General features: G+C 63.3%; 19 protein-coding genes and 1 pseudogene. 10 read left to right on the plus strand and 10 right to left on the minus strand.

All coding sequences use genetic code 11. The annotated features are described in order from the left end of the window. Window positions 1–169 precede the first annotated feature (169 nt). Genes trpC through NQE15_RS21480 form a run of 3 tightly spaced genes read right to left on the minus strand, consistent with a single transcriptional unit; the run spans window position 170 to window position 2,546 of the window. Window positions 170–958: an indole-3-glycerol phosphate synthase TrpC gene (gene trpC, locus NQE15_RS21470; RefSeq protein ID WP_265944593.1), complete on the minus strand. Its 789-nt coding sequence runs from the start codon at window positions 956–958 to the stop codon at window positions 170–172. Further along, window positions 955–1,977, minus strand: a complete 1,023-nt coding sequence (gene trpD, locus NQE15_RS21475) for an anthranilate phosphoribosyltransferase (protein WP_265944595.1) — start codon at window positions 1,975–1,977, stop codon at window positions 955–957. The genes trpC and trpD overlap by 4 nt, the downstream gene beginning before the upstream one ends. Beyond that, window positions 1,974–2,546, minus strand: coding sequence for an aminodeoxychorismate/anthranilate synthase component II (locus tag NQE15_RS21480; protein ID WP_265944597.1), 573 nt, complete (start codon window positions 2,544–2,546; stop codon window positions 1,974–1,976). The genes trpD and NQE15_RS21480 overlap by 4 nt, the downstream gene beginning before the upstream one ends. A gap of 148 nt (window positions 2,547–2,694) precedes the next feature. Between NQE15_RS21480 and NQE15_RS21485 the strand changes: the two genes are divergently transcribed. From NQE15_RS21485 to NQE15_RS21530, 10 genes are all read left to right on the plus strand, one after another. Then, window positions 2,695–3,705: a glycosyltransferase family 2 protein gene (locus NQE15_RS21485; protein WP_265944599.1), complete on the plus strand. Its 1,011-nt coding sequence runs from the start codon at window positions 2,695–2,697 to the stop codon at window positions 3,703–3,705. Continuing rightward, a complete protein-coding gene (locus tag NQE15_RS21490; protein WP_265944601.1) occupies window positions 3,702–5,159 on the plus strand; it encodes a glycosyltransferase family 39 protein in 1,458 nt (485 codons plus the stop codon). Before NQE15_RS21485 ends, NQE15_RS21490 begins: the two co-directional genes overlap by 4 nt. Continuing rightward, the gene (locus NQE15_RS21495; protein WP_265944604.1) at window positions 5,125–5,826 is read left to right on the plus strand and encodes a phosphatase PAP2 family protein; all 702 of its coding nucleotides are present in this window, start codon (window positions 5,125–5,127) and stop codon (window positions 5,824–5,826) included. Before NQE15_RS21490 ends, NQE15_RS21495 begins: the two co-directional genes overlap by 35 nt. A gap of 209 nt (window positions 5,827–6,035) precedes the next feature. Beyond that, window positions 6,036–7,460, plus strand: a complete 1,425-nt coding sequence (aspA, locus tag NQE15_RS21500) for an aspartate ammonia-lyase (protein ID WP_265944606.1) — start codon at window positions 6,036–6,038, stop codon at window positions 7,458–7,460. Window positions 7,461–7,501: 41 nt separating this feature from the next. After that, window positions 7,502–8,806 carry a dicarboxylate/amino acid:cation symporter gene (locus NQE15_RS21505; RefSeq protein WP_265944608.1) on the plus strand — a complete coding sequence of 435 codons (1,305 nt, stop codon included), beginning with the start codon at window positions 7,502–7,504 and terminating at the stop codon, window positions 8,804–8,806. Window positions 8,807–8,904: 98 nt separating this feature from the next. Beyond that, window positions 8,905–9,660: a sulfite exporter TauE/SafE family protein gene (locus tag NQE15_RS21510; RefSeq protein WP_265944610.1), complete on the plus strand. Its 756-nt coding sequence runs from the start codon at window positions 8,905–8,907 to the stop codon at window positions 9,658–9,660. A 45-nt stretch (window positions 9,661–9,705) separates the two neighbouring features. After that, the gene (locus NQE15_RS21515; RefSeq protein WP_265944612.1) at window positions 9,706–11,568 is read left to right on the plus strand and encodes a sensor histidine kinase; all 1,863 of its coding nucleotides are present in this window, start codon (window positions 9,706–9,708) and stop codon (window positions 11,566–11,568) included. Beyond that, a complete protein-coding gene (locus NQE15_RS21520; protein WP_265944613.1) occupies window positions 11,561–12,898 on the plus strand; it encodes a sigma-54-dependent transcriptional regulator in 1,338 nt (445 codons plus the stop codon). The genes NQE15_RS21515 and NQE15_RS21520 overlap by 8 nt, the downstream gene beginning before the upstream one ends. A 194-nt stretch (window positions 12,899–13,092) precedes the next feature. Next, window positions 13,093–14,154 (plus strand): asparaginase, encoded by a 1,062-nt coding sequence (locus NQE15_RS21525; RefSeq protein WP_265944615.1) that lies wholly within the window; start codon window positions 13,093–13,095, stop codon window positions 14,152–14,154. A 148-nt stretch (window positions 14,155–14,302) separates the two neighbouring features. Then, on the plus strand, window positions 14,303–15,478 hold the full coding sequence (locus tag NQE15_RS21530; protein ID WP_265944617.1) for a porin: 1,176 nt from the start codon (window positions 14,303–14,305) through the stop codon (window positions 15,476–15,478). A gap of 377 nt (window positions 15,479–15,855) precedes the next feature. On the opposite strand, the gene NQE15_RS21535 is transcribed toward NQE15_RS21530, so the two are convergent. The 7 genes and pseudogenes from NQE15_RS21535 to NQE15_RS21570 form a co-directional block, all read right to left on the minus strand. Further along, complete coding sequence (locus NQE15_RS21535; RefSeq protein WP_265944619.1) at window positions 15,856–16,344, minus strand: acyl-CoA thioesterase; 489 nt, start codon at window positions 16,342–16,344, stop codon at window positions 15,856–15,858. Between the two features lie 162 nt (window positions 16,345–16,506). Then, on the minus strand, window positions 16,507–17,820 hold the full coding sequence (locus NQE15_RS21540; RefSeq protein ID WP_265944621.1) for a DUF3422 family protein: 1,314 nt from the start codon (window positions 17,818–17,820) through the stop codon (window positions 16,507–16,509). After that, window positions 17,805–18,707 carry a LysR family transcriptional regulator gene (locus tag NQE15_RS21545; RefSeq protein WP_265944623.1) on the minus strand — a complete coding sequence of 301 codons (903 nt, stop codon included), beginning with the start codon at window positions 18,705–18,707 and terminating at the stop codon, window positions 17,805–17,807. The genes NQE15_RS21540 and NQE15_RS21545 overlap by 16 nt, the downstream gene beginning before the upstream one ends. Before the next feature lie 120 nt (window positions 18,708–18,827). Continuing rightward, entirely contained in the window at window positions 18,828–20,198 is a 1,371-nt protein-coding gene (locus tag NQE15_RS21550) for an OprD family outer membrane porin (protein ID WP_265944624.1), read from the minus strand. A gap of 177 nt (window positions 20,199–20,375) precedes the next feature. Beyond that, window positions 20,376–21,469 (minus strand): annotated as a pseudogene (locus tag NQE15_RS21560) (4-oxalomesaconate tautomerase). Between the two features lie 134 nt (window positions 21,470–21,603). Next, a complete protein-coding gene (locus NQE15_RS21565; protein ID WP_265944630.1) occupies window positions 21,604–22,566 on the minus strand; it encodes a D-2-hydroxyacid dehydrogenase family protein in 963 nt (320 codons plus the stop codon). Then, entirely contained in the window at window positions 22,563–23,837 is a 1,275-nt protein-coding gene (locus NQE15_RS21570) for an MFS transporter (protein WP_265944632.1), read from the minus strand. The genes NQE15_RS21565 and NQE15_RS21570 overlap by 4 nt, the downstream gene beginning before the upstream one ends. Window positions 23,838–23,909 lie beyond the last annotated feature (72 nt).

Here is a 23,909-nt window from a genome sequence, read left to right on the forward strand (position 1 = left end):
AAATCTCCTTAGTGGTTAGTTTTTAATCCGATCTTGCGAACTGATTAAGCTTTACCTCTCGGATTGAGAAGTTGGCGTCGATTGTCGCAAGGAGGTGGAGGCAGTAGCAACGAGTGTTTGACACAACAAGAGCATTGAGCGGGGCTTTGTTGTTTCTGCGCAACAGACTTCAGGCAAACAGGCGAGCCAGTTCGATGCCCGGCTCAGGGGCGCGCATGAAGGCTTCGCCGACGAGAAAGGCTTGAACCCGGTTGGCGCGCATCAGCGCAACATCTTCCGGACTAAGGATGCCGCTTTCGGTGACCACGATCCGGTCATCCGGTATGCGAGCGAGCAGACCGAGTGTTGTATCCAGCGTCACTTCGAAGGTACGCAGGTTGCGATTATTGATGCCGAGCAAGGGGGTTTTCAGTTGCAGCGCGGCGTCGAGTTCTTCGCCGTTATGTACTTCGACCAGCACGGCCATGCCGTAGGCGTGGGCCTGGGCTTCGAGGGCCTGCATTTCAGACAGCGTCAATGCAGCGGCGATGAGCAGGATAGCATCGGCGCCCATGGCGCGCGCTTCCGCAACCTGGTAGCGGTCGACCATGAAGTCCTTGCGCAAGACCGGCAGGGCGCAGGCGGCGCGGGCGGCCTGCAGGTATTCCGGAGCACCCTGGAAATATTGACGGTCGGTCAGCACAGACAGACAGGCGGCGCCGTGTGTCTCATAACTGCGGGCGATCTCGGCCGGCTGGAAGTCGGGGCGGATGACGCCTTTCGACGGGCTGGCCTTCTTGATCTCGGCAATCACCGCCGCCTGGCCGGCCGCGATCTTGTTGCGGATGGCGCCGACGAAATCGCGCGGCGCAGTTTGGGCGGCCGCCTCGGCCTCGACAACGGCAAGCGGCTTGGCGACCAACGCGGCGGCGATTTCCTGGCGCTTGGTGGCGACGATCTTGTTGAGGATGTCGCTCATGCGAATTGCTTGGTGCAGTTGATGAATTGTTCCAGCTTGGCGCGCGCCGCACCGGAGACGATCATTTCGAAGGCCTTGTCGACGCCGTCGGCCAGGGTGGGCGCCTGGCCGCTGATATAGACACTGGCACCAGCGTTGAGGGCGACGATGTCGCGGGCGGCGCCGAACTTGTTGTCGAGCGTGCCGAGCAACATGGCTTTCGACTCCTCGACGCTGGCCACCTGCAACACCTTCGGGTCATGCACCGGGAGATTGAACTGCTCGGGATGGATTTCGTATTCGTTAACCCGGCCGTCCTTCAGTTCGCCGACCAGGGTCGCGCCGGAGATCGAGATTTCGTCGAGGCCTTCGCGGCCAAACACGGTCAACGCCCGGGTGCTGCCCAGGCGTTGCAGCACGCGGACCTGGATGCCGACCAGATCGGGATGGAAGACGCCCATCACCTGCTGCGGCGCGTTGGCCGGATTGGTCAGCGGGCCAAGGATGTTGAAGATGGTCCGCACACCCAGCTCGCGGCGTACCGGCGCGGCGTGCTTCATGGCGCTGTGATGGTTGGGCGCGAACATGAAGCCGATACCGGTTTCGGCGATGCACTGGGCGACCTGCTCCGGCTTGAGATTGAGATTGACGCCGAGGGCCTCGAGCACATCGGCGCTGCCCGACTGGCTGGAGACCGAGCGCCCGCCATGCTTGGCGATCTGCGCCCCGGCCGCGGCAGCGACAAACATCGCGGCAGTGGAAATATTGAAGGTGTGGGCGCCATCGCCGCCAGTGCCGCAGGTATCGACCAGGCGGCTGGTATCGGCGAGCTCGACCTTGGTCGACAGTTCGCGCATGACGGTGGCGGCGGCGGCGATCTCGCCGATGGTTTCCTTCTTGACGCGCAGGCCGGTGATGATCGCTGCGATCATCACCGGCGTGACTTCGCCGCCCATGATCTGGCGCATCAGGGAAACCATTTCGTCGTGGAAAATTTCGCGGTGTTCGATCACGCGCTGGAGGGCGGCTTGCGGGGTCATTTCTTGAATTCGTCCAGGAAATTCTTGAGCAGATCGTGACCACGTTCGGTCAGGATCGATTCGGGGTGGAACTGCACGCCTTCGACGGCCAGCGTCTTGTGGCGGACGCCCATGATCTCGCCGTCGTCGGTCCAGGCGATGATCTCCAAGCAGTCTGGCAGAGATTCGCGCTCGATGGCCAGCGAGTGGTAGCGGGTGCAGGTCAGCGGATTGGGCAGCCCCTTGAAGACGCCGACGTCTTTGTGATGCACCGGCGACACCTTGCCATGCATCAGTTGCTTGGCATGCACGATCTTGCCGCCGAAGGCTTCGCCGATCGACTGGTGGCCGAGGCAGACGCCGAGCAGCGGAATCTTGCCGGCGAATTCGCGGATCGCCGCCAGCGAGATACCGGCCTGGGCCGGCGCGCAGGGACCGGGCGAAATGACCAGATATTCCGGCTTGAGGCGGGCGATATCGGCGACGGTAATGGCGTCGTTGCGGTAAACCTGCACTTCCTGACCCAGCTCGCCGAAATACTGGACGATGTTGTAGGTGAAGCTGTCGTAGTTATCCACCATCAGCAACATGTGGTGATTCCTTACTGAACACGGTAAACGCCAAATTCTACAACAAGCCCTCCGCCCCCGCCTTTGCACGACCGGATGAAGGCCATCTGCTTCGCTATCGGCGCGGCACTTTCAAGTTAAAATGCGCGCTTTCCCGCCGGACTCGCCCATGACCGCCGCCATTTCCATCCCCCCGCACAGCCTTTCCATCGTCGTTCCGTTCTACAACGAGGAAGAAAACATCGCGCCGCTGGTCAAGCGCGTCCATGAAGCGCTGGTCGGTTACGAACACCCGTGGGAACTGGTCCTGGTCGATGACGGCAGCAGCGATGCCACGGTCGATCGCGCCGTGCAATCGGCCCGGGAATACGGCCCGCACGTCCGCATCGTCGAACTGACCCGCAACTTCAAGCAGACCGCCGCCATGCAGGCCGGCATCGACGCGGCGCGCGGCGACGTCATCGTGACCATGGACGGCGATTTGCAGAACGACCCGGTCGATATCCCACGCATGGTCGCCCGGCTCTTGAACGAAGACCTCGACCTGGTCGCCGGCTGGCGCCAGAACCGCCAGGACGGCCTGTTCCTGCGCAAGATTCCGTCGAAGATCGCCAACAAGCTGATCGCCCGGCTGACCGGCGTCAAGCTGCGCGACTACGGCTGCAGCCTCAAGGCCTTCCGCGGCAGCGTCATCAAGAGCGTGCGCCTGTACGGCGAAATGCATCGTTTCATCCCGGCCTGGCTGGCTACCGTCACCACGCCGCGCCGCATCGCCCAGGAACCGACGACGCACCACGCGCGCACCGCCGGCGTTTCCAAGTACGGCATCTCGCGCACTTTCCGGGTCATACTCGACCTCATCGCTGTCTATTTCTTCATGCGCTTCCGCGCCCGCCCCGGCCACTTCTTCGGCGGCATCGGCCTCGGCCTGACCGCCCTCTCCGGCCTGGTCATGACCTGGCTGGCCTGGGTCAAGTTCGGCCTCGGCGAAAACATCGGTGGCCGGCCGCTGCTGATCGTCGCCATCGGCGGCCTGATCGCCGGCGTACACTTCATCACCACCGGGGTACTGGCCGAAATCATGGCCCGCATCTACTTCGAATCCGGCACCATCCGTTCCTATTCCGCCCGTCCGGAACGCGCCCTGGCGGCTGACGAAGGCTGGCACAAGTCGGCGTGAGCGCAGCGCCGGGCACCGCTGCCGGTGTCAAAGTCCTGCTCGGCCTGAGCGCCGCCCTGCTCGCCTGGCGCTTCTGGGTGCTACCGCAACTCGGCATCACGCTCTACATCGACGAAGCGCAGTACTGGACCTGGGCGCAACACCTCGACTGGGGTTACTTCTCCAAGCCGCCCGGCGTCGCCGCCCTGATCTGGCTGTCCACGGCGCTATTCGGCGACGGTCTGCTCGGCGTCAAGGCCCTGGCCATGCTCTGCTATCCGGCTGCGGCCGCCGCCTGCTGGGCCATCGCCCGCCGCCTCTACGACGAGCGCACCGCCTTCTGGTCAGCGGTCACCGTGTTGACCCTGCCGATGTTCGCCTGGCTCGGCCTGTTCGTGTCGACCGATGCCCTGCTCACCTTGTTCTGGGCACTGGCGCTGTGGGCCTATCTGCGCGCGCTGGACAGCGACGCCTGGGCCGACTGGCTGCTGCTCGGTGCCGTCTGCGGCCTCGGCCTGCTCTCCAAATACACGATGGCCGCCTGGCTGGGCGCCGCCTTCCTGCACCTGCTGGCTTTCCACCGGACGCGCCTGGGCACGGCCAAGCCCTGGCTGGCGGGTGGCCTGGCCTTGCTGATCCTGGCGCCCAATATTTACTGGAATTTCACCCACGATTTTCCGACACTGAAGCACACCGCCGACATCACGCTCAACAAGAAGGCCGGCGGCGGCTTCAAGGCGCTCGGCGAATTCTGGGCGGCGCAATGGATTTCCTTCGGTCCGGTGCTGGGCAGCGTGTTCTTCATCCTGCTCGCCCAGGTCCGGCAAAGCTGGCGCGACGATCGGACCCGGCTCCTGCTCTGGTTCGCCTTGCCGCTGTGGGCGGTTGTTTCGGCGCAGGCCATGAAGAGCAGCGCCAACGCCAACTGGGCGGCGCCCGCCTTCGCGCCGGCCGCCATCGCCGCCGTTGCCTGGCTGGTGCAGCGCGAGAAACAACGCCTGCTGGTGATCGGGCTGGCGATCAATATCGCCCTGGTCGCTGCCGTCTATCACTGGCCCAGCCTGCTGGCCGCAGCCCACGTCCAGAATCCTGCCAAGAAGAGCCCCTTTGCCCGCGCCATGGGCTGGGACGAACTGGGTCGCCAGCTGACACCAATCATCCAGGCCCACCCTGACGCCGTGCTGATCGCCGACAACCGCACCCTGCTCGCCCACATGCTCTACGAACTGCGCGACCTGAGCCCGGCCGCCGCTAGCTGGAATCCGAGCGGCGTGGCGAGCGACCACTACAAGCTGACCACCGACCTGCGGCCCTGGATCGGCAAGGATGCGATCCTGATCACCCAGGACCCGGCCGGGCAATTCATCAACTACTTTGCCGCGGTCGACAAGTTGGCGACGCTGAAGGCACCGCTTGACGCGACCACCACCCGCGACATGGATGTTTACCTGCTCCGTGGCTTCAAGGGCTACTGAACTTCGCATCGCGCTGATTGCGTTCGGCCTGCTGGTCGGGCTGTTCATCGCCTTCCCGCAGATCGACCTCGCGGTCAGCGGCCTGTTCTACCGCGGCGAAGGCCACTGGGCGCTGAATCGCGAAGACCTCTGGCTGGCCATCCCCTATCGCGGCCTACCGCGCCTCGGGCAAGGCCTGCTGGTGGCGCTGTTGCTGCTTTGGCTGCTCGGCTTCGCCAAGTGCTTCCCGAAGCTCAAGGCCAGACAAACCACCTTCGGTTTCCTGCTCGCCGCCGCACTGGCCGGCCCCATCCTGTTGGTCGATGCAACGCTCAAGGAACATTCCGGACGGACGCGGCCGGTCAATATCGAACAGTTCGGCGGCAGCAAGCAGTTCACCCCGGCCTTCATTCCGGCCGACCAGTGCGAGCAGAACTGCTCCTTCGTCAGCGGCCATGTCGCCACCGCCGCCTTCATCATGGCTTTCGGCTGGCTCGGCGCGCCCGCCGTGCGCCGCCGCTGGCTGTTGGCCAGCCTCGCCTGCGGCGGGCTGTTCGCGCTGGTCCGCATCGTGCCGGGCGGGCATTTCCTGTCCGACACCATCTTCGCGTGGTTCGCCACCTATTTCAGCCTGTGGGCGACGGAATGGGTGTTCCGGCGCCTGGGCTGGCTGCCCGAGCAGCGCTAGAGATCCCCCGCCCGTAGCTGTCGGCGTTCGGAAATCCGAACGCCAGTCAGCCCGCTTTCTTCGGAAACCCGATGGGCAGCCCTGCGCCACCGGCCAAAAACCATTAAGAATCAAGGCTCCGCAAAACCATCGGTGCAGGCACGGCACGTGCGTTGAATAAAGGACCGGACGACGCCCCATGTCCAACCGGCCACAACACAGGAGACACCATGAAACAACCGACCACCTACCGCCTCGAACACGACCTGCTCGGCGACCGCGAAGTCCCGACTGCCGCCTACTACGGCGTCCATACCCTGCGCGCGCTGGAAAACTTCGACATCACCGGCATCTCGATCGCCGTCTACCCGGACCTCATCCGCGCCCTGGCCCAGATCAAGAAGGCCGCGGCCCAGGCCAACCAGCAGCTCGGCCTGCTCGACGCCAAGCGTGCCGACGCCATCGTCGCCGCCTGCAAGGAATTGATCGACGGCCAGTGGCACGACCAGTTTGTGGTGGATGTCATCCAGGGCGGTGCCGGCACCTCGACCAACATGAACGCCAACGAGGTGATCGCCAACCGGGCGCTGGAAATCCTCGGCCATGCCCGGGGCGAGTACCAGTTCCTGCACCCCAACGAGCACGTCAACATGAGCCAGTCGACCAACGACGTCTATCCGACGGCGTTGAAGCTCGCTACCTATGTCGGCATCTTTCGCCTGGTCGACGCCATGGCCTACCTGCGCCGCGCCTTCGAGCGCAAGGCCGAGGAGTTCGCCGACGTGCTGAAGATGGGCCGCACCCAGTTGCAGGATGCCGTGCCGATGACCCTCGGCCAGGAGTTCTCGACCTACGCCGTGATGCTCGGCGAAGACGAGGAGCGCCTCAAGGAAGCGGCGCTGCTGATCCGCGAAATGAACCTCGGGGCCACTGCCATCGGCACCGGTATCAACGCCCATCCCGACTACGCCGCCATCGTCTGCCGCAAGCTGGTCGAGATCAGTGGCATCCCGGTCCTCACCGCCCCCAACCTGATCGAGGCGACGCAGGACTGTGGCAGCTTCGTGCAACTCTCCGGCGTCCTCAAGCGCGTCGCGGTCAAGCTCTCCAAGGTCTGCAACGACCTGCGCCTGCTCTCCTCCGGCCCGCGCGCCGGCTTCGGCGAGATCAATCTGCCACCGCGTCAGGCCGGCTCATCGATCATGCCGGGCAAGGTCAATCCGGTAATCCCTGAGGTGGTCAACCAGATCGCCTTCGAAGTCATCGGCAACGACACCACCGTGACTTTCGCCGCCGAAGCCGGTCAGCTGCAGCTCAACGCCTTCGAGCCGATCATCGCCCACAGCCTGTTCAAGAGCGTGCTGCACCTGGGCAAGGGCTGCAAGACCCTGGCCGACTACTGCGTCGACGGCATCACCGCCAATCGCGACGCGCTGCGCGCCAGCGTCGAGCGCTCGATCGGCATCGTCACCGCACTCAATCCCTATCTCGGCTACGCCAACGCTACTGAAATTGCCGCCGAAGCCCATCTCAGCGGCCGTGGCGTCGCCGAGATCGTGCTCGAACGCAAACTGATGAGCCCCGAGCAACTGGCCGACGTATTGCGTCCGGAAGTGCTGACCAAGCCGCAAATGATCCTGCCCCGCGCCGCCTGAGCCAGCGCCCTTCATTCAATGCACACAACAAGGAAACCATCATGAAAATGAACCGGTTAACCACCCTGATCATGATCGCCATGGTCCTCGGCGTCATCGTCGGTTACGCCTGCAACACCATGGCCGGCGGCCCGGCCGCCGCCAAGGAGATTGCCGGCTACTTCGGCATCCTGACCGACATCTTCCTGCGCCTGATCAAGATGATCATCGCGCCGCTGGTCTTCGCCACCTTGGTTGCTGGCCTGGCCGGCATGGGCGACTCGAAGACCGTCGGCCGCATCGGCGCCAAGGCCCTCGGCTGGTTCGTCGTCGCTTCGCTGTGCTCGCTGTCGCTCGGCCTGTTGTTCGCCAACCTGCTGCAACCGGGCGCCAATCTGGGCGTACCGTTGCCCGAAGTGGGCAGCGCCGTCGGCCTGAAAACCAGCGCGCTGAACCTCAAGGATTTCATCACCCACGTCTTCCCGAAGAATTTCTTCGAGGCGATGGCGGCCAATGAAATCCTGCAGATCCTGGTCTTCGCGGTGTTCTTCGGCCTGGCCCTGGGCCACCTGCACAACCAGGCGGCGCGTAGCCTGGTGAGCACCATGGAAGAAGTGGTGCATGTCATGCTCAAGGTCACCGACTACGTCATGCGCTTCGCCCCGATCGGCGTCTTCGGTGCCGTCGCCGGCATCATCACGACCCAGGGGCTGGGCATGCTGGTGGTCTTCGGCAAGCTGCTGGCGAGCTTCTACATCGCCCTGGCCGTTTTGTGGCTGGTGCTGATCGCGGCCGGCTACTTCGTGCTCGGCAAGGAAGTCTTCCGCCTGCTCAAACTGGTGCGCAGCCCGATGCTGCTCGGCTTCTCGACGGCGAGCAGCGAATCGGCCTATCCCAAGCTCATGGAGCAGCTCGAGAAATTCGGCGTCAAGGACCGCATCACCGGCTTCGTGCTGCCGCTCGGCTACTCGTTCAACCTCGATGGCTCCATGCTCTACTGCGCCTTCGCCGCGCTCTTCATCGGCCAGGCCTACGGCATCGATCTCAGCCTGACGACGCAGATCACCATGCTGCTGGTCCTGATGATCTCGAGCAAGGGTGTCGCCGGCGTACCGCGCTCCTCGCTGGTTGTCGTTGCCGCCGTGCTGCCGATGTTCGGCCTGCCGGAAGCCGGCTTGCTGCTGATCCTCGGAATCGACCACTTCCTCGACATGGGGCGTACGGCAACCAACGTGCTGGGTAACGCCATCGCCACCGCCGTCGTCGCCAAGTGGGAAAATGGCATCACGCCGGTGGACGAAGCGCTCGCTGAAATCGACGAAACGCTGCCGGTGCCTGACCAACTGGTGCCAGCCAGCGCCGCCTGAACCTGGCAAAACGCTCCTTTGGGGTTCGGCCTCCCTCGGGCCGAACCTTTTTCAACGACCCGGCGCCCAAGGTGCCGGGTCCATTTTTTTTACAGAACATGACTATCGACTGGCTGATCCTGATTCCCGCCGCCTTCTTCGCCGGCATGGTCGACGCGGCGGTCGGCGGCGGCGGCCTGATCCAGATTCCGGCCCTGCTCTCGACCTTCCCGCAGACCGCGATCCCGACTCTGTTCGGCACCAACAAGGTATCGAGCATCGCCGGCACCGCCGCCTCACTGTGGCGCTACGCCCGCGCCGTGCGCATTCCCTGGCGCCTGGTGCTACCCGCGACCGCCGCCGCCCTGGTCGGCGCCTGGCTCGGCGCTGCGCTGGTCGCCTGGATGCCGCGCGAAGCAATGCGGCCACTGGTCGTCGTCATGATGCTGGCCGTTGCCATCTACACCTTTCTGCGCAAGAACCTCGGCCATGAAGAGACGCATGAGCCGCGCCCCGGCGACCTTTGGCGCGGCGCACTGTTCGGCCTGGTGATCGGCCTCTACGACGGCTTCTTTGGCCCGGGCACCGGCAGCTTCCTGATCTTCGGCTTCGTCCGCGTCTTCGGCATGGATTTCGTGCGCGCCTCGGCCAGCGCCAAGGTCATCAACCTGGCCACCAACTTCTCGGCCATCGCCTTCTTCGCCAGCCATGGCCCGATCCTGTGGGCCATCGGCCTGACCATGGCTGCGTGCAACCTGGCGGGGGCCTACCTCGGCACCCATCTCGCGCTCAAACACGGCGCCGGCTTCATCCGCCAGGCCTTTCTCGGCGTCGTCGTCATCCTGATCGTCAAGCAACTCATCGATCTCCTCTGACGCCCCCGCCCTGCTACCATCGGTTTCCCGATCCCGTCCGCCGCCATGCCCAGCCGCCGCCACCTGCCGCTTTTCCTGCTGCTCCTCGCCCTGATGGGCCTGACCGGCTTCGGCGCGCACCGCATCGCCCAGCAACTCGGCATCACCGACCTGCAGGCGACCGGCCTGCACCGGCTCGACCTGTACACCGCCAGCCTCGACCGCGAGATCGGCAAGTACGCCTTCCTGCCCGGCACCCTCGGCCTCGAACGCGACGTGCTCGAACTGCTCGACCGCGGCGAGCGCAGCAAGCTGGCACCCCAGGTCAATGCCTACCTCGAGCAACTCAACGAGCGGGCCGGCACGCTGGCCATCTACGTCATCGACGCCGGCGGGCAGGTCGTCGCCGCCAGCAACTGGCGGCGTGCCGACAGCTTCATCGGCGAAGACCTGTCGTTCCGCCCCTATTTCCGCGAAGCGATCAACAGCGGCACCGGGCGTTTCTTCGGCATCGGCACGACGCGCGGCGAACCCGGCTACTACCTCGCTTCGACCCTGGCCGACGCCAGCCGCACCCTCGGTGTCGCCGTCATCAAGGTCAGCCTCGAACAGCTGGAAAAATCGTGGAGCACGGTCGAAGCGCCGGCCATGGTCAGCGACGAGAATGGCGTGATCATCCTCGGCTCGGTCGCCGACTGGAAATTCACGACGCTACGCCCGCTCGACGAAACGACGCGCAGCGCTTTCGACCAGACCCAGCAATACAACCGCCGAGCCTTGAAACCGCTCGGCCTCAAGGAGATCGCCGAACTCGACCACGGCGCCCGCCTGGTCAGCATCGCCAAGACCGGCCCGGAAATGGTCTCGGTCTATCCGGTGGCCGGCCGCTTCCTGGCGCAATCCCGGCCGCTGGCCGGCACGCCATGGACGCTGACCGTGCTCTCGCATCTCGAACAGGTCGACGAAATCGCCCGCAGCCGGGCCATGGTCGCCGTGGTCGGCGCCGCCTTCCTCTTCATGCTCGGCCTGATGCTCGACGAGCGCCGCCGCCGCCTGAAAGACCGCCTGGCCGCCCGCGAGGCGTTGCAGAAGGCGCACGACGAACTGGAGCGCAAGGTCGACGAGCGCACCGCCGACCTCTCGGCCGCCAACCAGCTGCTGCAGGACGAGGTCGCCGAGCGCATCCGCGCCGAACGGACGCTGCGCGCCGCCCAGGACGAACTGGTCCAGGCCGGCAAGCTGGCGGTGATCGGCCAGCTCTCCACCGGCATCGCCCACGAACTCAACCAGCCGCTGGCCGCCCTGCGCACCCTGTCCGGCAACGGCGTGCGCTTTCTCGAACGCGGCGATGTCGCCACCACCCGCACCAACCTCGAACGCATCGCCCAGCTGGTCGACCGAATGGGACTGATCACCGGTCAGCTGCGCACCTTCGCCCGCAAGTCGAGCGGCCAGTTGCAGCCGGTGGCCTTGGGCAAGGCGCTCGACAACGCCCTGGCCCTGCTCGAACCCCGGCTGCACCAGGCCAATGCCGAGATCATCTGCAATTGCCCACCGCCCGAACCGGTGGCGCTGTGCGACACCAACCGCCTGGAGCAGGTGCTGGTCAACCTGATCGGCAACGCGCTCGACGCCATGGATGGCCAGCCCGCGCCGCGCATCGAAGTGGCCTGCGAATGCGTCGACCGGCAAGCCCGGCTCAGCGTGCGCGACCACGGGCCGGGGCTGGACGAGGCAGCGCTGGCCCACCTCTTCGAACCCTTTTTCACGACCAAGGCGGCCGGCGTCGGACTGGGTCTCGGCCTGACCATCTCGGCCGGCATCGTCCGCGACTTCGGTGGCACGCTCTCCGGGGCCAATCATCCGGACGGCGGCGCCGTCTTCACGCTGGACATCCCTTTGCTCGACGAGGCCGACCCCCATGACTGAAGCGCTGAAAGTACTGATCATCGAGGACGACCCGGACGTAGCGCTGGGCTGCGAGCAGGCCCTGCAGCTCGAAGGCATCGCCACCGAATGTGCCGGCAGCGCCGAACAGGCGCGCCGCCGCCTGGGCCGCGATTTCCGCGGCGTCGTGGTCAGCGACATCCGGCTGCCCAAGATGGATGGCATGGCCTTCCTGCGCGAAACCCTGGCCCTCGATCCGGAATTGCCGGTGGTGCTGATCACCGGCCACGGCGACGTGACGATGGCGGTGCAGGCGATGAAGGACGGCGCTTACGACTTCATCCAGAAGCCTTTCGCCCCGGAATACCTGGTCGAGGTGGTGCGCCGGGCGCTGGAGAAACGCCGCCTGGTGCTTGAAGTGCGCGACCTGCGCCGCCAGCTCGAACAGCGCGACCAGCTCGAAAGCAAGCTGATCGGCCGCGGCCCCGGCATGCAGAAGCTGCGCGACCGTCTGACCGGCCTCGCCGGCAGTGCCGCCGACGTGCTGATCCATGGCGAGACCGGCACCGGCAAGGAACTGGTTGCGCGCTGCCTGCACGACCTCAGCATGCGCCGGGACGGCAATTTCGTCGCCATCAACTGCGGCGGCATGGCCGAAAGCCTACTCGACAGCGAGCTCTTCGGCCACGAGCCGGGCGCCTTCACCGGCGCCCAGAAACGGCGCATCGGCAAGATCGAGCATGCCAGCGGCGGCACCCTGTTTCTCGACGAAATCGAGAGCATGCCGATGACCATGCAGATCAAGCTGCTGCGCGTCCTGCAGGAACGGACGCTGGAACGCCTGGGCTCCAACACCCAGGTCAGCATCGACTGCCGGGTGATCGCCGCGACCAAGGAAGACCTGCTCGACCTCGCGGCACGCGGCGGCTTTCGCAACGACCTCTACTACCGTCTGGGCGTCGCGACACTGAACCTGCCGCCGCTGCGCGAACGGCGCGAAGACATCCCGCTGCTCTTCGAGCACTTCCTGCTCCAGGCCGCCGCCCGCCACCAGCGGCCGGTGCCGGAAACCAGCGCCGGCCGCGTCCGGCAACTGGTCGGCTACGCCTGGCCGGGCAACGTCCGCGAGCTCAGGAACGTCGCCGACCGCTGCGTACTGGGCATCGAAAGCGGATCGCCGCCCTTCGGCCAGCCGCAGTCCGAGGGCCCGACGCCGCTCGCCGAGACCGTCGAAGCTTTCGAACGGGCGCTGATCGCCGACGCCCTGCGCCGCTACGGTAGCCTGACCCGCACCGCCGACGCCCTGGCCGTCGCCAAGACGACGCTGCACGACAAGATCCGCAAATACGGGCTGGCCGACGACGTTTCCTAGTATCGAAAAACCGATAGCCGACAGGGGGCCAGCCTCGATATTCCGTCAATACCGCACGGCCGCTGAAATTCATTTCCAAATAAATCAATCACATAAAAACAACAAGCATCGCCGACACATCTGGCATGGCATGTGCTGATTAACCATAGAGAAACCGATTTCCGGTTTTTTCAGAAAACAGACAAGGAGACTCAATGAACCGCTTAATTTCCCGCTGCCTGCTGGTGCTCGCCGGCTTCCTGGCCACCGTGCCGGCCTTCGCCGCCAAACCCAACGTCGTCATCCTGGCCACCGGCGGCACCATCGCCGGGGCCGGCGCCGATGTCGCCAAGAGCGCCACCTACCAGGCCGCCAAGGTGCCGGTCGACAAGCTGATCGCCGGCATCCCGACGCTCGCCGATGTCGCCCAGGTGCGCGGCGAACAGGTCTTCCAGATCGCCTCCGAGGGCTTCACCAACGAACACCTCGTCACCCTCGGCAAGCGCGTCGCCGCACTCGCCAAACAGGGCGACGTCGATGGCATCGTCGTCACCCACGGCACCGACACGCTGGAAGAAACCGCCTATTTCCTGAACCTGGTCGTCCATACCGACAAGCCGATCGTGGTCGTCGGGTCGATGCGTCCGGGCACCGCGATGTCGGCCGACGGCATGCTCAACCTGTCGAACGCAGTCAGCGTCGCGGCGAGCACCGATGCGCGCGGCAAGGGCGTGCTGGTGACGATGAACGACGAACTGAACAGCGGCCGTGACGTCTCCAAGATGGTCAATATCAAGACCGAAGCCTTCAAGAGCCCGTGGGGCGCGCTGGGCATGGTGGTCGAGGGCAAGAACTACTGGTTCCGCCTGCCGGCCAAGCGCCACACGATGAATTCCGAATTCGACATCGAGAAGATCGAGGCCCTGGCCCCGGTCGAGATCGCCTACGGTTACGGCAACGTCGGCGATACCGCCTACCGGGCGCTGGCCGACAAGGGCGCCAAGGCCATCATCCACGCCGGTACCGGCAACGGTTCGGTGAGCAACCGCGTCGTGCCGGCGCTGCGCGATCTGCGCGGCAAGGGCGTGCAGATCATCCGTTCCTCGCACGTCAATGCCGGCGGCTTCGTACTGCGCAATGCCGAGCAACCCGACGACCAGTACGACTGGGTCGTCGCCCATGATCTGAACCCGCAGAAGGCCCGCATCCTGGCCGCGGTGGCGATGACCAAGACGCAGGACAGCAAGGATCTCCAGCGCATCTTCTGGGAATACTGAACGCCCCGCACCGCCCGCTCATCCTGACCGGATAGAGCACCGCCACGGGCCGGCCCAGCCGCCGGCCCGTGCCCCCCCCCTTTGCCCCCCTGATTGCCGCAGCGAAAGCGCGGCAACGGGTCAGCTCATCTTCAAAAACGGAAAAATCGTGAATAAAAAGCTCATCGCCATGGCCGCCGCCACCGTCATCGCCGCCCTCGCACCGGGACTCTCCCATGCCGGCGAAATCGACGACCTGAAGCAGGCCATGCAAAAAATGCAGGATCGCCTCGCACAACTGGAAACCCAGCAGAAAGAAGCCCCCCGCCCGGCCTCGACGGCGCCGGTGCTGTCGGCCGGTTCGCTCGGCGCCAATGCCAACGTCACCCTCTACGGCAAGCTCGACCTGTTTGCCGAATACAACCGCGGTGGCGGCCAGGGCAAGCGCCTGGCCCTGGAATCCGGCGGCCTCAACGGCAGCCGTCTGGGCGTTAAGGGCGGCGCCGACATCAACGACGGCCTGCGCGCCGTTTTCCAACTGGAAAGCGGCATCTTCGCCAACAAGGGCACGCTGGCCCAAGGCGGCCGCTTCTTCGGGCGCCAGGCCTACGCCGGCCTGGAGGGCGCCTGGGGTCGCCTGACGGCCGGCCGCCAGTATTCGCCGCTCTACAACAGCGTGATCAGCTTCGACCCGTTCGAGCAGGGCTACGGCTCGCCGACCACCGACGGCAACGTCAGTACCGGCAGCACCCGCTTCGACAGCTCCCTCGTCTATGCGACGCCGAAATACGCCGGCCTGAGCGCCAATCTGATGGTGGCGTTCGGTGGCGAAACCGGCAAGACCCACGATGCCGCCGCCCTCGCCGTCAATTACGAAAACGGGCCGTTCGGCCTGGGCGTCGCCTACCAGAACGACGATCATGTCAGCGTGTCGACCGCCGTCGTCAGGCAGGGTTTCGTCGGCGCCAGCTACCAGTTGAAGGCAACCAAGCTGATGGCCGGCTTCGGCCATGTCGAGAACAACCCCGACAGCGGCGGCAGCACGACCCGACGCGAATGGATGATCGGCAGCCAAACGGCGGCGACCGCCACCGGCCAGTTGCTGCTCGCCTACGCCGAAGGCCGCACGCAGGATGCCTCGCCGAGCAACAAGGGCAGCGTCGCGACCATTGGCTGGGTGGAAACCATCGGTGCCCAGTCGCGGGTCTATGGCATCCTGTCCGGCCACAAGAATAGCGCCGGCTCGGCGCTGGTGCCGATGGGAACGAGCTCGGCCGGCAACTACACGATCAACCCGGGCGACGACGCCTTCGGCCTGGCCCTGGGCTACCAGTACTGGTTCTAAGCCGGACACCCGGCACGGCGAAACCCGAGCGGGTTTCGCCGTTTTTGGTCATTAGGCGCATAGCGACGAAAACTCCGCCAGCTAATGACTCTGTTGTGCCCTCAAGAGACATTCAGCATCTCGGCGGCCCTGTGGCAGGTTTCAGAGTTGAGCAGTCGTACAGCGCAGGATCCGACCGAGAGCTTCTCGGCCATTGCGGCCGCCCAGCCCTGCATCCGTGTCGGTCAGCAATGGGCCGGGTAGCTGCCAGTTGTTCCCCACCATGTGGCTTCCATTTTTTCCTCCCCGCGAGCCCTCTAGTCTGACTGATCCCGCAATTCAGGCGATGCGGAACTTCGTTGTTTTTGAAAGCGTAGACTGAGGCAAGTTCTAGTCAGTTAGTGCTTTTCTGGATGTCTTGCAGTATCGAATCGCTGTGCGAGTTCGCGCCGTAGTTCTTTGCGAATCCTGGCAGCCTCAAACCGCCTCTTTTCGTCGGGTGAAAATGGCCTTAATGCCGGGACACGGACCGAATTGCTTTGATCATCCACAGCAACCATGGTGAAGAAGCAACTGTTGACGTGTCGAACCTCTTGCGAACGGATATTTTCAGCAACGACTTTGATCCCTACTTCCATTGATGACGTGCCGGTGTAATTAATGGAAGCAAGAAAACTGACTAGTTCGCCCACATGAATAGGCTGTAGGAACATTACCTGATCAACACTAAGAGTCACCACGTAGGTTCCTGCGTAGCGGCTTGCACAGGCATAGGCTACTTGGTCAAGCAGTTTGAGGAGTGCGCCACCGTGGACATTGCCGGAAAAATTGGCCATGTCTGGCGTCATCAAGACGGTCATGGTGAGTTGGTGCGAAGGCATATCCATTGGAGTCTCCCAAAAATTCCCTTAATCAACTATGAGCTTAATGACGGTCACTCACTCTACATTCACTACGCGCCCAAAACTGCATGATGACACATGCAAGCGAATAGGCTTTTTGCGTTCCCATTGCAGCCACTTAATCTTCAAATGACGACTACTCAAATTTCACTTGGCAACAGAGCAAGCGCTTTTTGTGTGCAAACGGTTATGCAAGCGCCGAGTGGCAATCCAGACCACCAGGCAAACCAGCGGCAAGATTAGTCCGAGAGCTTGGTCGACAGGTATGTCCAGCGCCCAGCCTTTGAGTGCCTTCAGCGTATAGCCAATCAGGCCGACTGCGTAGTATGAAATGGCCACCACCGAGAGGCCTTCGACCGCCTGCTGCAAGCGAAGTTGAAGGCTGGCACTGTGACTCAGGCTCCTCAGCACACTCTGGCTCTGTCGCTCCTGCGCCAGATTGACTCGGGTACGTAGCATGTCGTCGGACCGGCTGATCTTTTCAGCCAGAGCCTCCTGCCGAACAGCAACGGACATGCAGGTATCCATCGCAGGCGCAAGCCGACGCTCCATGAATTCGCCGATTGTCGGCACACCTTCGATACGCCGTTCGCGCAACTCGCCGATGCGCGCACCTACAATCCGGTAATAGGCCTGTGCAGCACTGAAGCGATATCCCGTCCGAAACGACATGGCGCGAACCAGTGCATCGAGCCGGGAAATCTCTTTCAACTGTTCTTCTGCGTGCTCCTCGATGCCCTGCGTACTCATCAGGTTGCCCAGCTGTATCAAGTCTTCCTCGATGCTGCTCAGCAGGGTGCTGGCTTCGCGTGCCAGCGGCAGGGCAAGCAGTGCCATCATGAGATATGTCTCGATTTCGCAGATGCGTTGGACCAGTCGCCCCATCTGCGACTCCCGCAAATTGATATCGCGGACCAGATATTTCGAGAAGCCGTGCGGCCCGACCTGGAAATCCGTCCAAATCTCGCCGTCCGACAATAATTGGCTTCCAACCAATGGCGGCACGGGGAACAAACCTTTGAGGCGCTTATCGGTGATGCTTAGCGGATTGCCGCATTCGGCAATGATGTGCGATGCAACGATCACCGAAGCGCGTAACGACTCGAGCCAATCGCTCGGCACATGGCGCATGGCAGTACGTGCGAAGTCTGGACTACCCTCTCCCGGCTCGACGAAACTGAAAGTCGAGAATTCGGTGTGGCGCTCCCATTTAAGACGGAAATGCCCGAAATCGTGGGCGAAATGCTGCGCGCCTTGCCCCGGGGCCGCGACACCAAAGCGCGCGCACAGCGATTGCAACAGGCGATCGTGAGACTGTTCGCCGTCTTCGCTGAAAATGGCCAGATGCGAGATCAGTGCCGGTGCCTCGAAAACCATGAACGGTCTGGCGTGGATCTCGCTGGCCAGCGCAAGGCGCTGGGGATGATTCAGCGCACAGGAAAGATTCAGAAGTGAGCCCATTGCCTCAGGTGTTCAACGATGGCAGCAACCGATCCAGCCTTGGGTTGTCCCTGCCGCGTACATAGATAGAGAGTGCGCTCGGCCCACGGTTCTTCTAGGGGAATAGCCACCAACGGCGCCTCGCCGCCCTCCGTTTCTATTTGAGCGACGCCGAGCGGGACGACACCGATCCCCATGCCTGCAGCAACCATGCGGCACACTGCATGATGACTCTGCATCTGAACGCGAACATCCAGTCGCACGCCACTGGCGGCCGCAACGTTGGTCATGAATCGATGAAGGTCGCTGCCTGCCTGCAGGCAGACAAATGCCTGGCCGGCAACCAGATCGGCAAAGGCACCATTCTTGGCACCTGCCTGTGGGTGCTCCGACGGCACGATCAGGACCAAGCGCTCGCTCCGGAAGCGAATCGCCTCAATGCCGACTGGCACAGCACCCAGCGCGGCAACGCCAATATCCGCCTCACCGGAAAGCAGCGAGCACGCAATTTCCCGGCTGGGCCGTTCTTCAATTCGAAGCTGTAGCTTCGGATGATGATGTCGGAGATTCGCAAGAGTGTCCGGCAGGAAGCTGTTGATCGCACTCGAATTGGCCATCAAGGTCACTCTGTCGAATTCGCCGTTGGCGAAGGGAGCGAGATCGACTTCTAGCTGCCCCAATCGCGCAAGCACCTGACGGACATGATGGATTACCTTTGCGCCTGCAGTTGTCGGGTACAACCCACGCGCGTGACGATCGAAGAGTTGCACCTGCAGCACCGACTCCAGATTGCTCAGGCGAGCACTGGCCGAAGATGTTGCCAAGCGGACCTGTAGCGCAGCACCGCTGAGGCTGCCGCAATCAGCGATTGCAGCTATCAATTTCAGATCGGCGAGATCAAGGCTCACGATATACCTGCGCAAGACGACAGAAAAAAATGCCTCCCCAATTGCTTGGGGAGGCGGAATACAACGCTTTGTGGGGGAGCAAAGCATTGCAAAGGAGATCGTGCGACATCGTAGTCGAGCTTAGAACTGGTAGACGTAATCGATATAGAAGCGGTGCTGCTCCCAGTCCTGGCGGGGCATGCCCTTGATCGTCGCTGCGGTGGAACCGCCTTCGACGTGGGAGTCGTAGTTGTAATAGACGTAACGCAGGCTCAGGTTCTTCACGAAGGGCATGGCGTACTGGGCGTCGAATTCCCGGTAGTTTTCCGAGCCCTCTGCGCCATTCACCAGGTTGCTGCTGCGGGCGCCGGTGCCCCGCGAATATTTGAAGGCCGTCTTCAGGCCTTTGACGTAATCCTTCCAGTCATAGGCCAAGCGTACTGAAGCGACAGTTTCGCCGTTGTTGGTCAGATCCGGGCCGAGCGCCGCGGAAGTCGGAAACACCGTTGTGCCATGGTCCTGGGTCAAGCTTCCGTCCCTGTTTGCACTCACCGCAAAGTTGTCTTCGACCCAGAATCCGTCGAATTTGGCGACTGCGGCACCGACGGTAAAGTTGCTTACCTTCCATTCGGCATCAAGGTAGACCCCCATGCCATCGTTCTGGATGCGCGCTGTACCGACGCAATCCATCTCCCGTTCGGCCGAGCATACGAATAGTGCCCCCGCATCACGCGAGGTGAAGATCCCGCTGGACAGCTTGAGCGAATTCTTGTCCAGCGGAATGGTGTAGGCACCCACCAGGCCGAACTTGGACAAATAGCTCTTTGAGTTCAAATACTCTGCGGTTACGGCAAGCGGTCCGTTGCTATACGAGGCCCCGAAAATGCCGATATAGTCGATCGCATTGGGCACCCTGGCGGCTGTCGCCTCGGTTCTGAATTTTTCGAACTCGCCTGTACTGCGCGAACGCCATTTGTCGTACACGGCACCGTAGACGGTCAGCCCGGCCATCGGAGTGAGCGAGCCGCTGGCGCCGGAATAGGTATCCGGAACGGCACGGGTCGTCGTACTTTTCAACATCAGACTGTTCTGGAACTGACGCCCCAGCTTGAGCTGCGCAAAATCCTGATACTTGAGCTTGAGCAGCGCCTGGCCGACGGTCGCGTAGGAATCGTGGAGTTTCCCGTTATTGCCCAACTCGACAAGATTGGTCGTCGGCGTGCCGCTGTCGCCAAGCTTCATGACTCCGTAGACCGATGCATCCGCCCCGATGAAACCGCCCCAGTAAGGCGACTGGTAATTGAGCTGCAGCCCGAGGGCAGACTGCTCGTAGTCGTTCGGTCGCGGATTGCGGTTGGTGCTCGTCGGATAGACCAGGCTTTCGTCGCTCCAGTAGACCCCGCGCGCTTTGAGTTCGAGCTTGTGCTCGCCCTCGGCGGCTCCCGAGACGATCGGCAGCAACAGTCCGCCGATCAACGCCGAAAGCATCCCTACCTTGAATTGCTGATTCATTGACACTCCTCCGTAGATCATTATTTGCCGTCATTTATGCGGCAGCCTGTGCGTCCGCCGCTTGAAGAGCGAACGTTGATTACAGTTTATGCAACGCGTTAACTTGCGTGAAATGCAAATCTGTCGCTTATTAATGCGTACACCGCATCAATATCTCAATCTGTAGCAATGCCTGGCTCAGGCCTCGCTCAAATCCTCGATCGGCAGCAGCACGTTGCCCTTGAACAATTTGCGGGCGGTCCGGATCAGTCCGGCGGAAGTGATCCTCGGCTCCGCTGCTTGCAGATCGCCCTCGATCTGCAAGCGAATATCGAGCGTTCCCGCTGGCTGCTCGATGGTTACCAGATTGGGCTCGGCAGCGTTGTGGCGGGCCAGCCGATGAACCACGGTGCCGGGAATTACGCTCGCCGCGGAGAGGCAGAGCGCGCCGGTCACCGCATAGGCCGAATGACAACTCCACGGCGTGAAATAACGGGAGGCAATCACCCCTGCTTGCGCGGCGATGCCACTAGGGCAATCTTGGGCAGCACCTTTTCGCGGACGTCGCCGAGGCCGGCCTGTTTGGCGATCTGCAGGCGGATGCTCTCGAGCCGGGCTTTCAACACCGGATCGGCGTCAAGCTCGGCCTTGCTCTCATGGCCGCTCTTGCCCAGAGCCTCGGCGGGAACGAAGACCAGTGGCGTCGCGAAATCGATCAGTGAAACTTCGATACCATCGATCACGTCAATGCGATTGCTGGTGGGAAACAGGCGGCCGGTCTTGGCTCCGGTGGCATCCCGGAAATTGAGCTGGATCGGGGCACCGCTGCCGGGCACGCCGTCGATCCGGGCGTTGCCCTCGTAGCTCACCTGTCCGCCCGGCGTCTGGATGACAGCCTCAACTACCTTCTGCGTGTTGACGTTGAAGATGCGCAGCGTGGTCACCGGATCGGTAGCGCGAACCAAGCCATTCTCAATTGCAAACGGTCCGACACCGGCCAGCATGTTGCCGCAATTGGGCGTGGTATCGACCGTTGCCGTCTCGACCGAAACCTGGGCGAACAGGTAGTCGATATCGATGCCCGGGCGTTCGGATGGACTGACGATGACCACCTTGCTGGTCAGGGTATCGCCGCCGCCGATACCGTCGATCTGCCGCACGTGTGGCGAGCCCATGGCCGCCAGCAGCAGCTGATCGCGTGCCGCTGCATCCGGCGGCAGATCCCGGGCGTGGAAATAAGGGCCTTTCGACGTCCCGCCGCGCATCAACGTACAGGGAATACTGATCAACATTTCACAAACCTCGAAGTGGGTGACAAGGCCGTATTCTTGGCCTAGCCACGTAATCCGTGAAATGAATTAATCAGTTAAATTATTGCGAAAATCACAATACCAATGCAGCGCTAGCGCCCCATCAAAGCCCCCTGCTAAGTCGCGTCGGAGAGGAAATTGTGGACGTGAGCAAAGGCCTCGCCAAAATAGGCTTCGTAGGTATCCTGCTCGACAAAACCCAGATGCGGCGTGCACAGGATGTTCGGGTGGCCGAGATACGCCTTTGCCCCTTCCGGCTCGTCGTCGAAGACGTCGAGCGCGGCCATCCCCGGGCAGCCGTTACCGAGCGCCTGGAGCAGTGCGCCGGGCGCGAGCAATTCCGCACGACTGGTGTTGACCAGCAAGGCATCGGGTCGCATCGCCGCCAATTCGGCATCGCCGATCAGGTGGCGGGTGTCCGCGCACAAGCGCAGGTGCAGGGTCAGGACATCGATCTGGCCAAGAAAGGCCAGGCGGTCGGCGACATAGGACAACCCATCGGCTGCGGCCGCCGCCCGCGACTGCTCGCGGCCATGGACGACAACCTTCATGCCGAGGGCTTGCCCGACCACGGCCACCCGCTTGCCGATCTTGCCGAAGCCCCAGACCCCCAGGGTCCGGCCGCTGAGTGCGCGCCCCAGACGTTCGTCAGCAAGGGCCGGTGCGCTGCGCTGCCAGTATCCCTGTTCCAGTTGCCGGGCGTAGGGCACGATGCGGCGCGAGGCGGCAAGAATTAGCGCCCAGGTCAGTTCGGCCGGAGCAATCGGATTGCCGGTGCCATCGCGCACTGCGACGCCGTGACGGGCACAGGCCTCAAGGTCGATGGCGCCGCTCAGGCGGCCGGTCTGGACGGCCAGTTTGAGGCGCGGCAAGGCGGCGATCACGGCCGCCGTGATCCGTGTCCGCTCGCGGATCAGCACCAGGTAGTCGGTATCGGCCAGCGCCGCGATCAGCTCTTGTTCGTCGCTAATACCCTCACTCAGCACCACCAGCTCAATCCCCGAGCCATCGAGAATGCGCCGGGCAGCGAGCCGGGAAACGACGCCCTGATAGTCGTCCAGTACGGTCAGTTTTTTCATGGAGATTTCCTGGTTTTCCCGTCGGCCCGCACGATGCCGAGCCGAGCGTAGATCGGCCGCAGATGCATGCGGAACAACTCCAGCCGGATAAGAAAGAAGAGCGCCGCCGCGATCAGCAGGACACCCATCGACAATAAGGTTTCGCCAGCCCCGAGCCTTTCGGCCAGCGCCCCGCTGAGCAAGCCGCCAAGCGCCGCCGCCCCGAGATTGGCGGCGCTGTAGAGTGCCAGCACCCGGCCGCGCAGCCGCTCCGGCAGGATGGTTTGCAGGATCGTGTTGCTCGACGCGTTGCCGTTGATCAGCCCGAAGCCGAGCAGGAACAACATGATGACCGCCAGACCGATGTCGGCGGTCAGCGCGAAGGCGACCAGCGCAATGCCTGCCAGCAGGTTGCCGAAGGCGATGGCGCCGGTCAGGCCGCGCACGCTGCGCCGACTGGCCAGCATCAGCGAGGCCAGCAGGGCTCCGGCACCGGCGCTGCCGAGCAGCAGGCCCAGGATTTCCGGCCCGCCGCGAAAGATGTCACGGGCGAAGGCCGGCATCAGCGGTATGTAGTTGGCGGCGAGAAAGTTGAGCAGCGCCACCTGCCAGAGAATGTGGCGCACCGGAAAGCTCTGGCGAACGAAGGCCACGCCTTCCCGCATCGCCTCGCGGAAGGGAGCCGTGCTGTGGGGTTGGGCGGAGGTACGCAGATGCAGCAGGACGCCGATGATGGCCAGAAAGGAAAGGGCATTGAAGGCGAAGCAGGCCGCCTCTGAGGTCAGCGCCAGGAGGGTCCCGGCCAGGGGTGGGCCGATGAAACGGGCCAGATTGAAGAACAGCGAGTTGAGGGCGATGGCGTTGGGCAGATCCTGCCGATCTCGCACCAGCTGACTGGTGTAGGCATGGCGTAGCGGTACGTCGAAACTGTTGAGAATGCCGAAGACGGCCGCCGCAATCAGGATCTGCCAGGGCGCGATCCAGCCCGCCCAGGTCAGCGCAGCGAGCGCGGTCGCCTGTAGCAGCATGGCGGACTGGACGACCAGCATCAAACGTCGGATGTTCGAGCTGTCGATGACGATGCCGGCCAGGGGCGCCACGACCAGTTGCGGAATCTGCGACAGGAAGGCGACGCTGCCCAGCAGCAGCGCCGAACCGGTCAGCCGGTAGACCAGCCAGCCCAGCGCGACCTGCTGTACCCAGTTGCCCAGGATGGAGACCGCCTGGGCGGCGAAGTACAGTTGGTAGTTGGCATGCTGCAAGGCACGCCAGGCATGGGCCCAGTGCTTCATGAACAAGCGCCGGATGGGTTCAACCATCCGGCGTAAAGGGAAGAGCCTGGCATGCGTGACCGGGTGTGGCGA

This window comes from Dechloromonas sp. A34 (assembly GCF_026261605.1).
Lineage (GTDB): Bacteria > Pseudomonadota > Gammaproteobacteria > Burkholderiales > Rhodocyclaceae > Azonexus.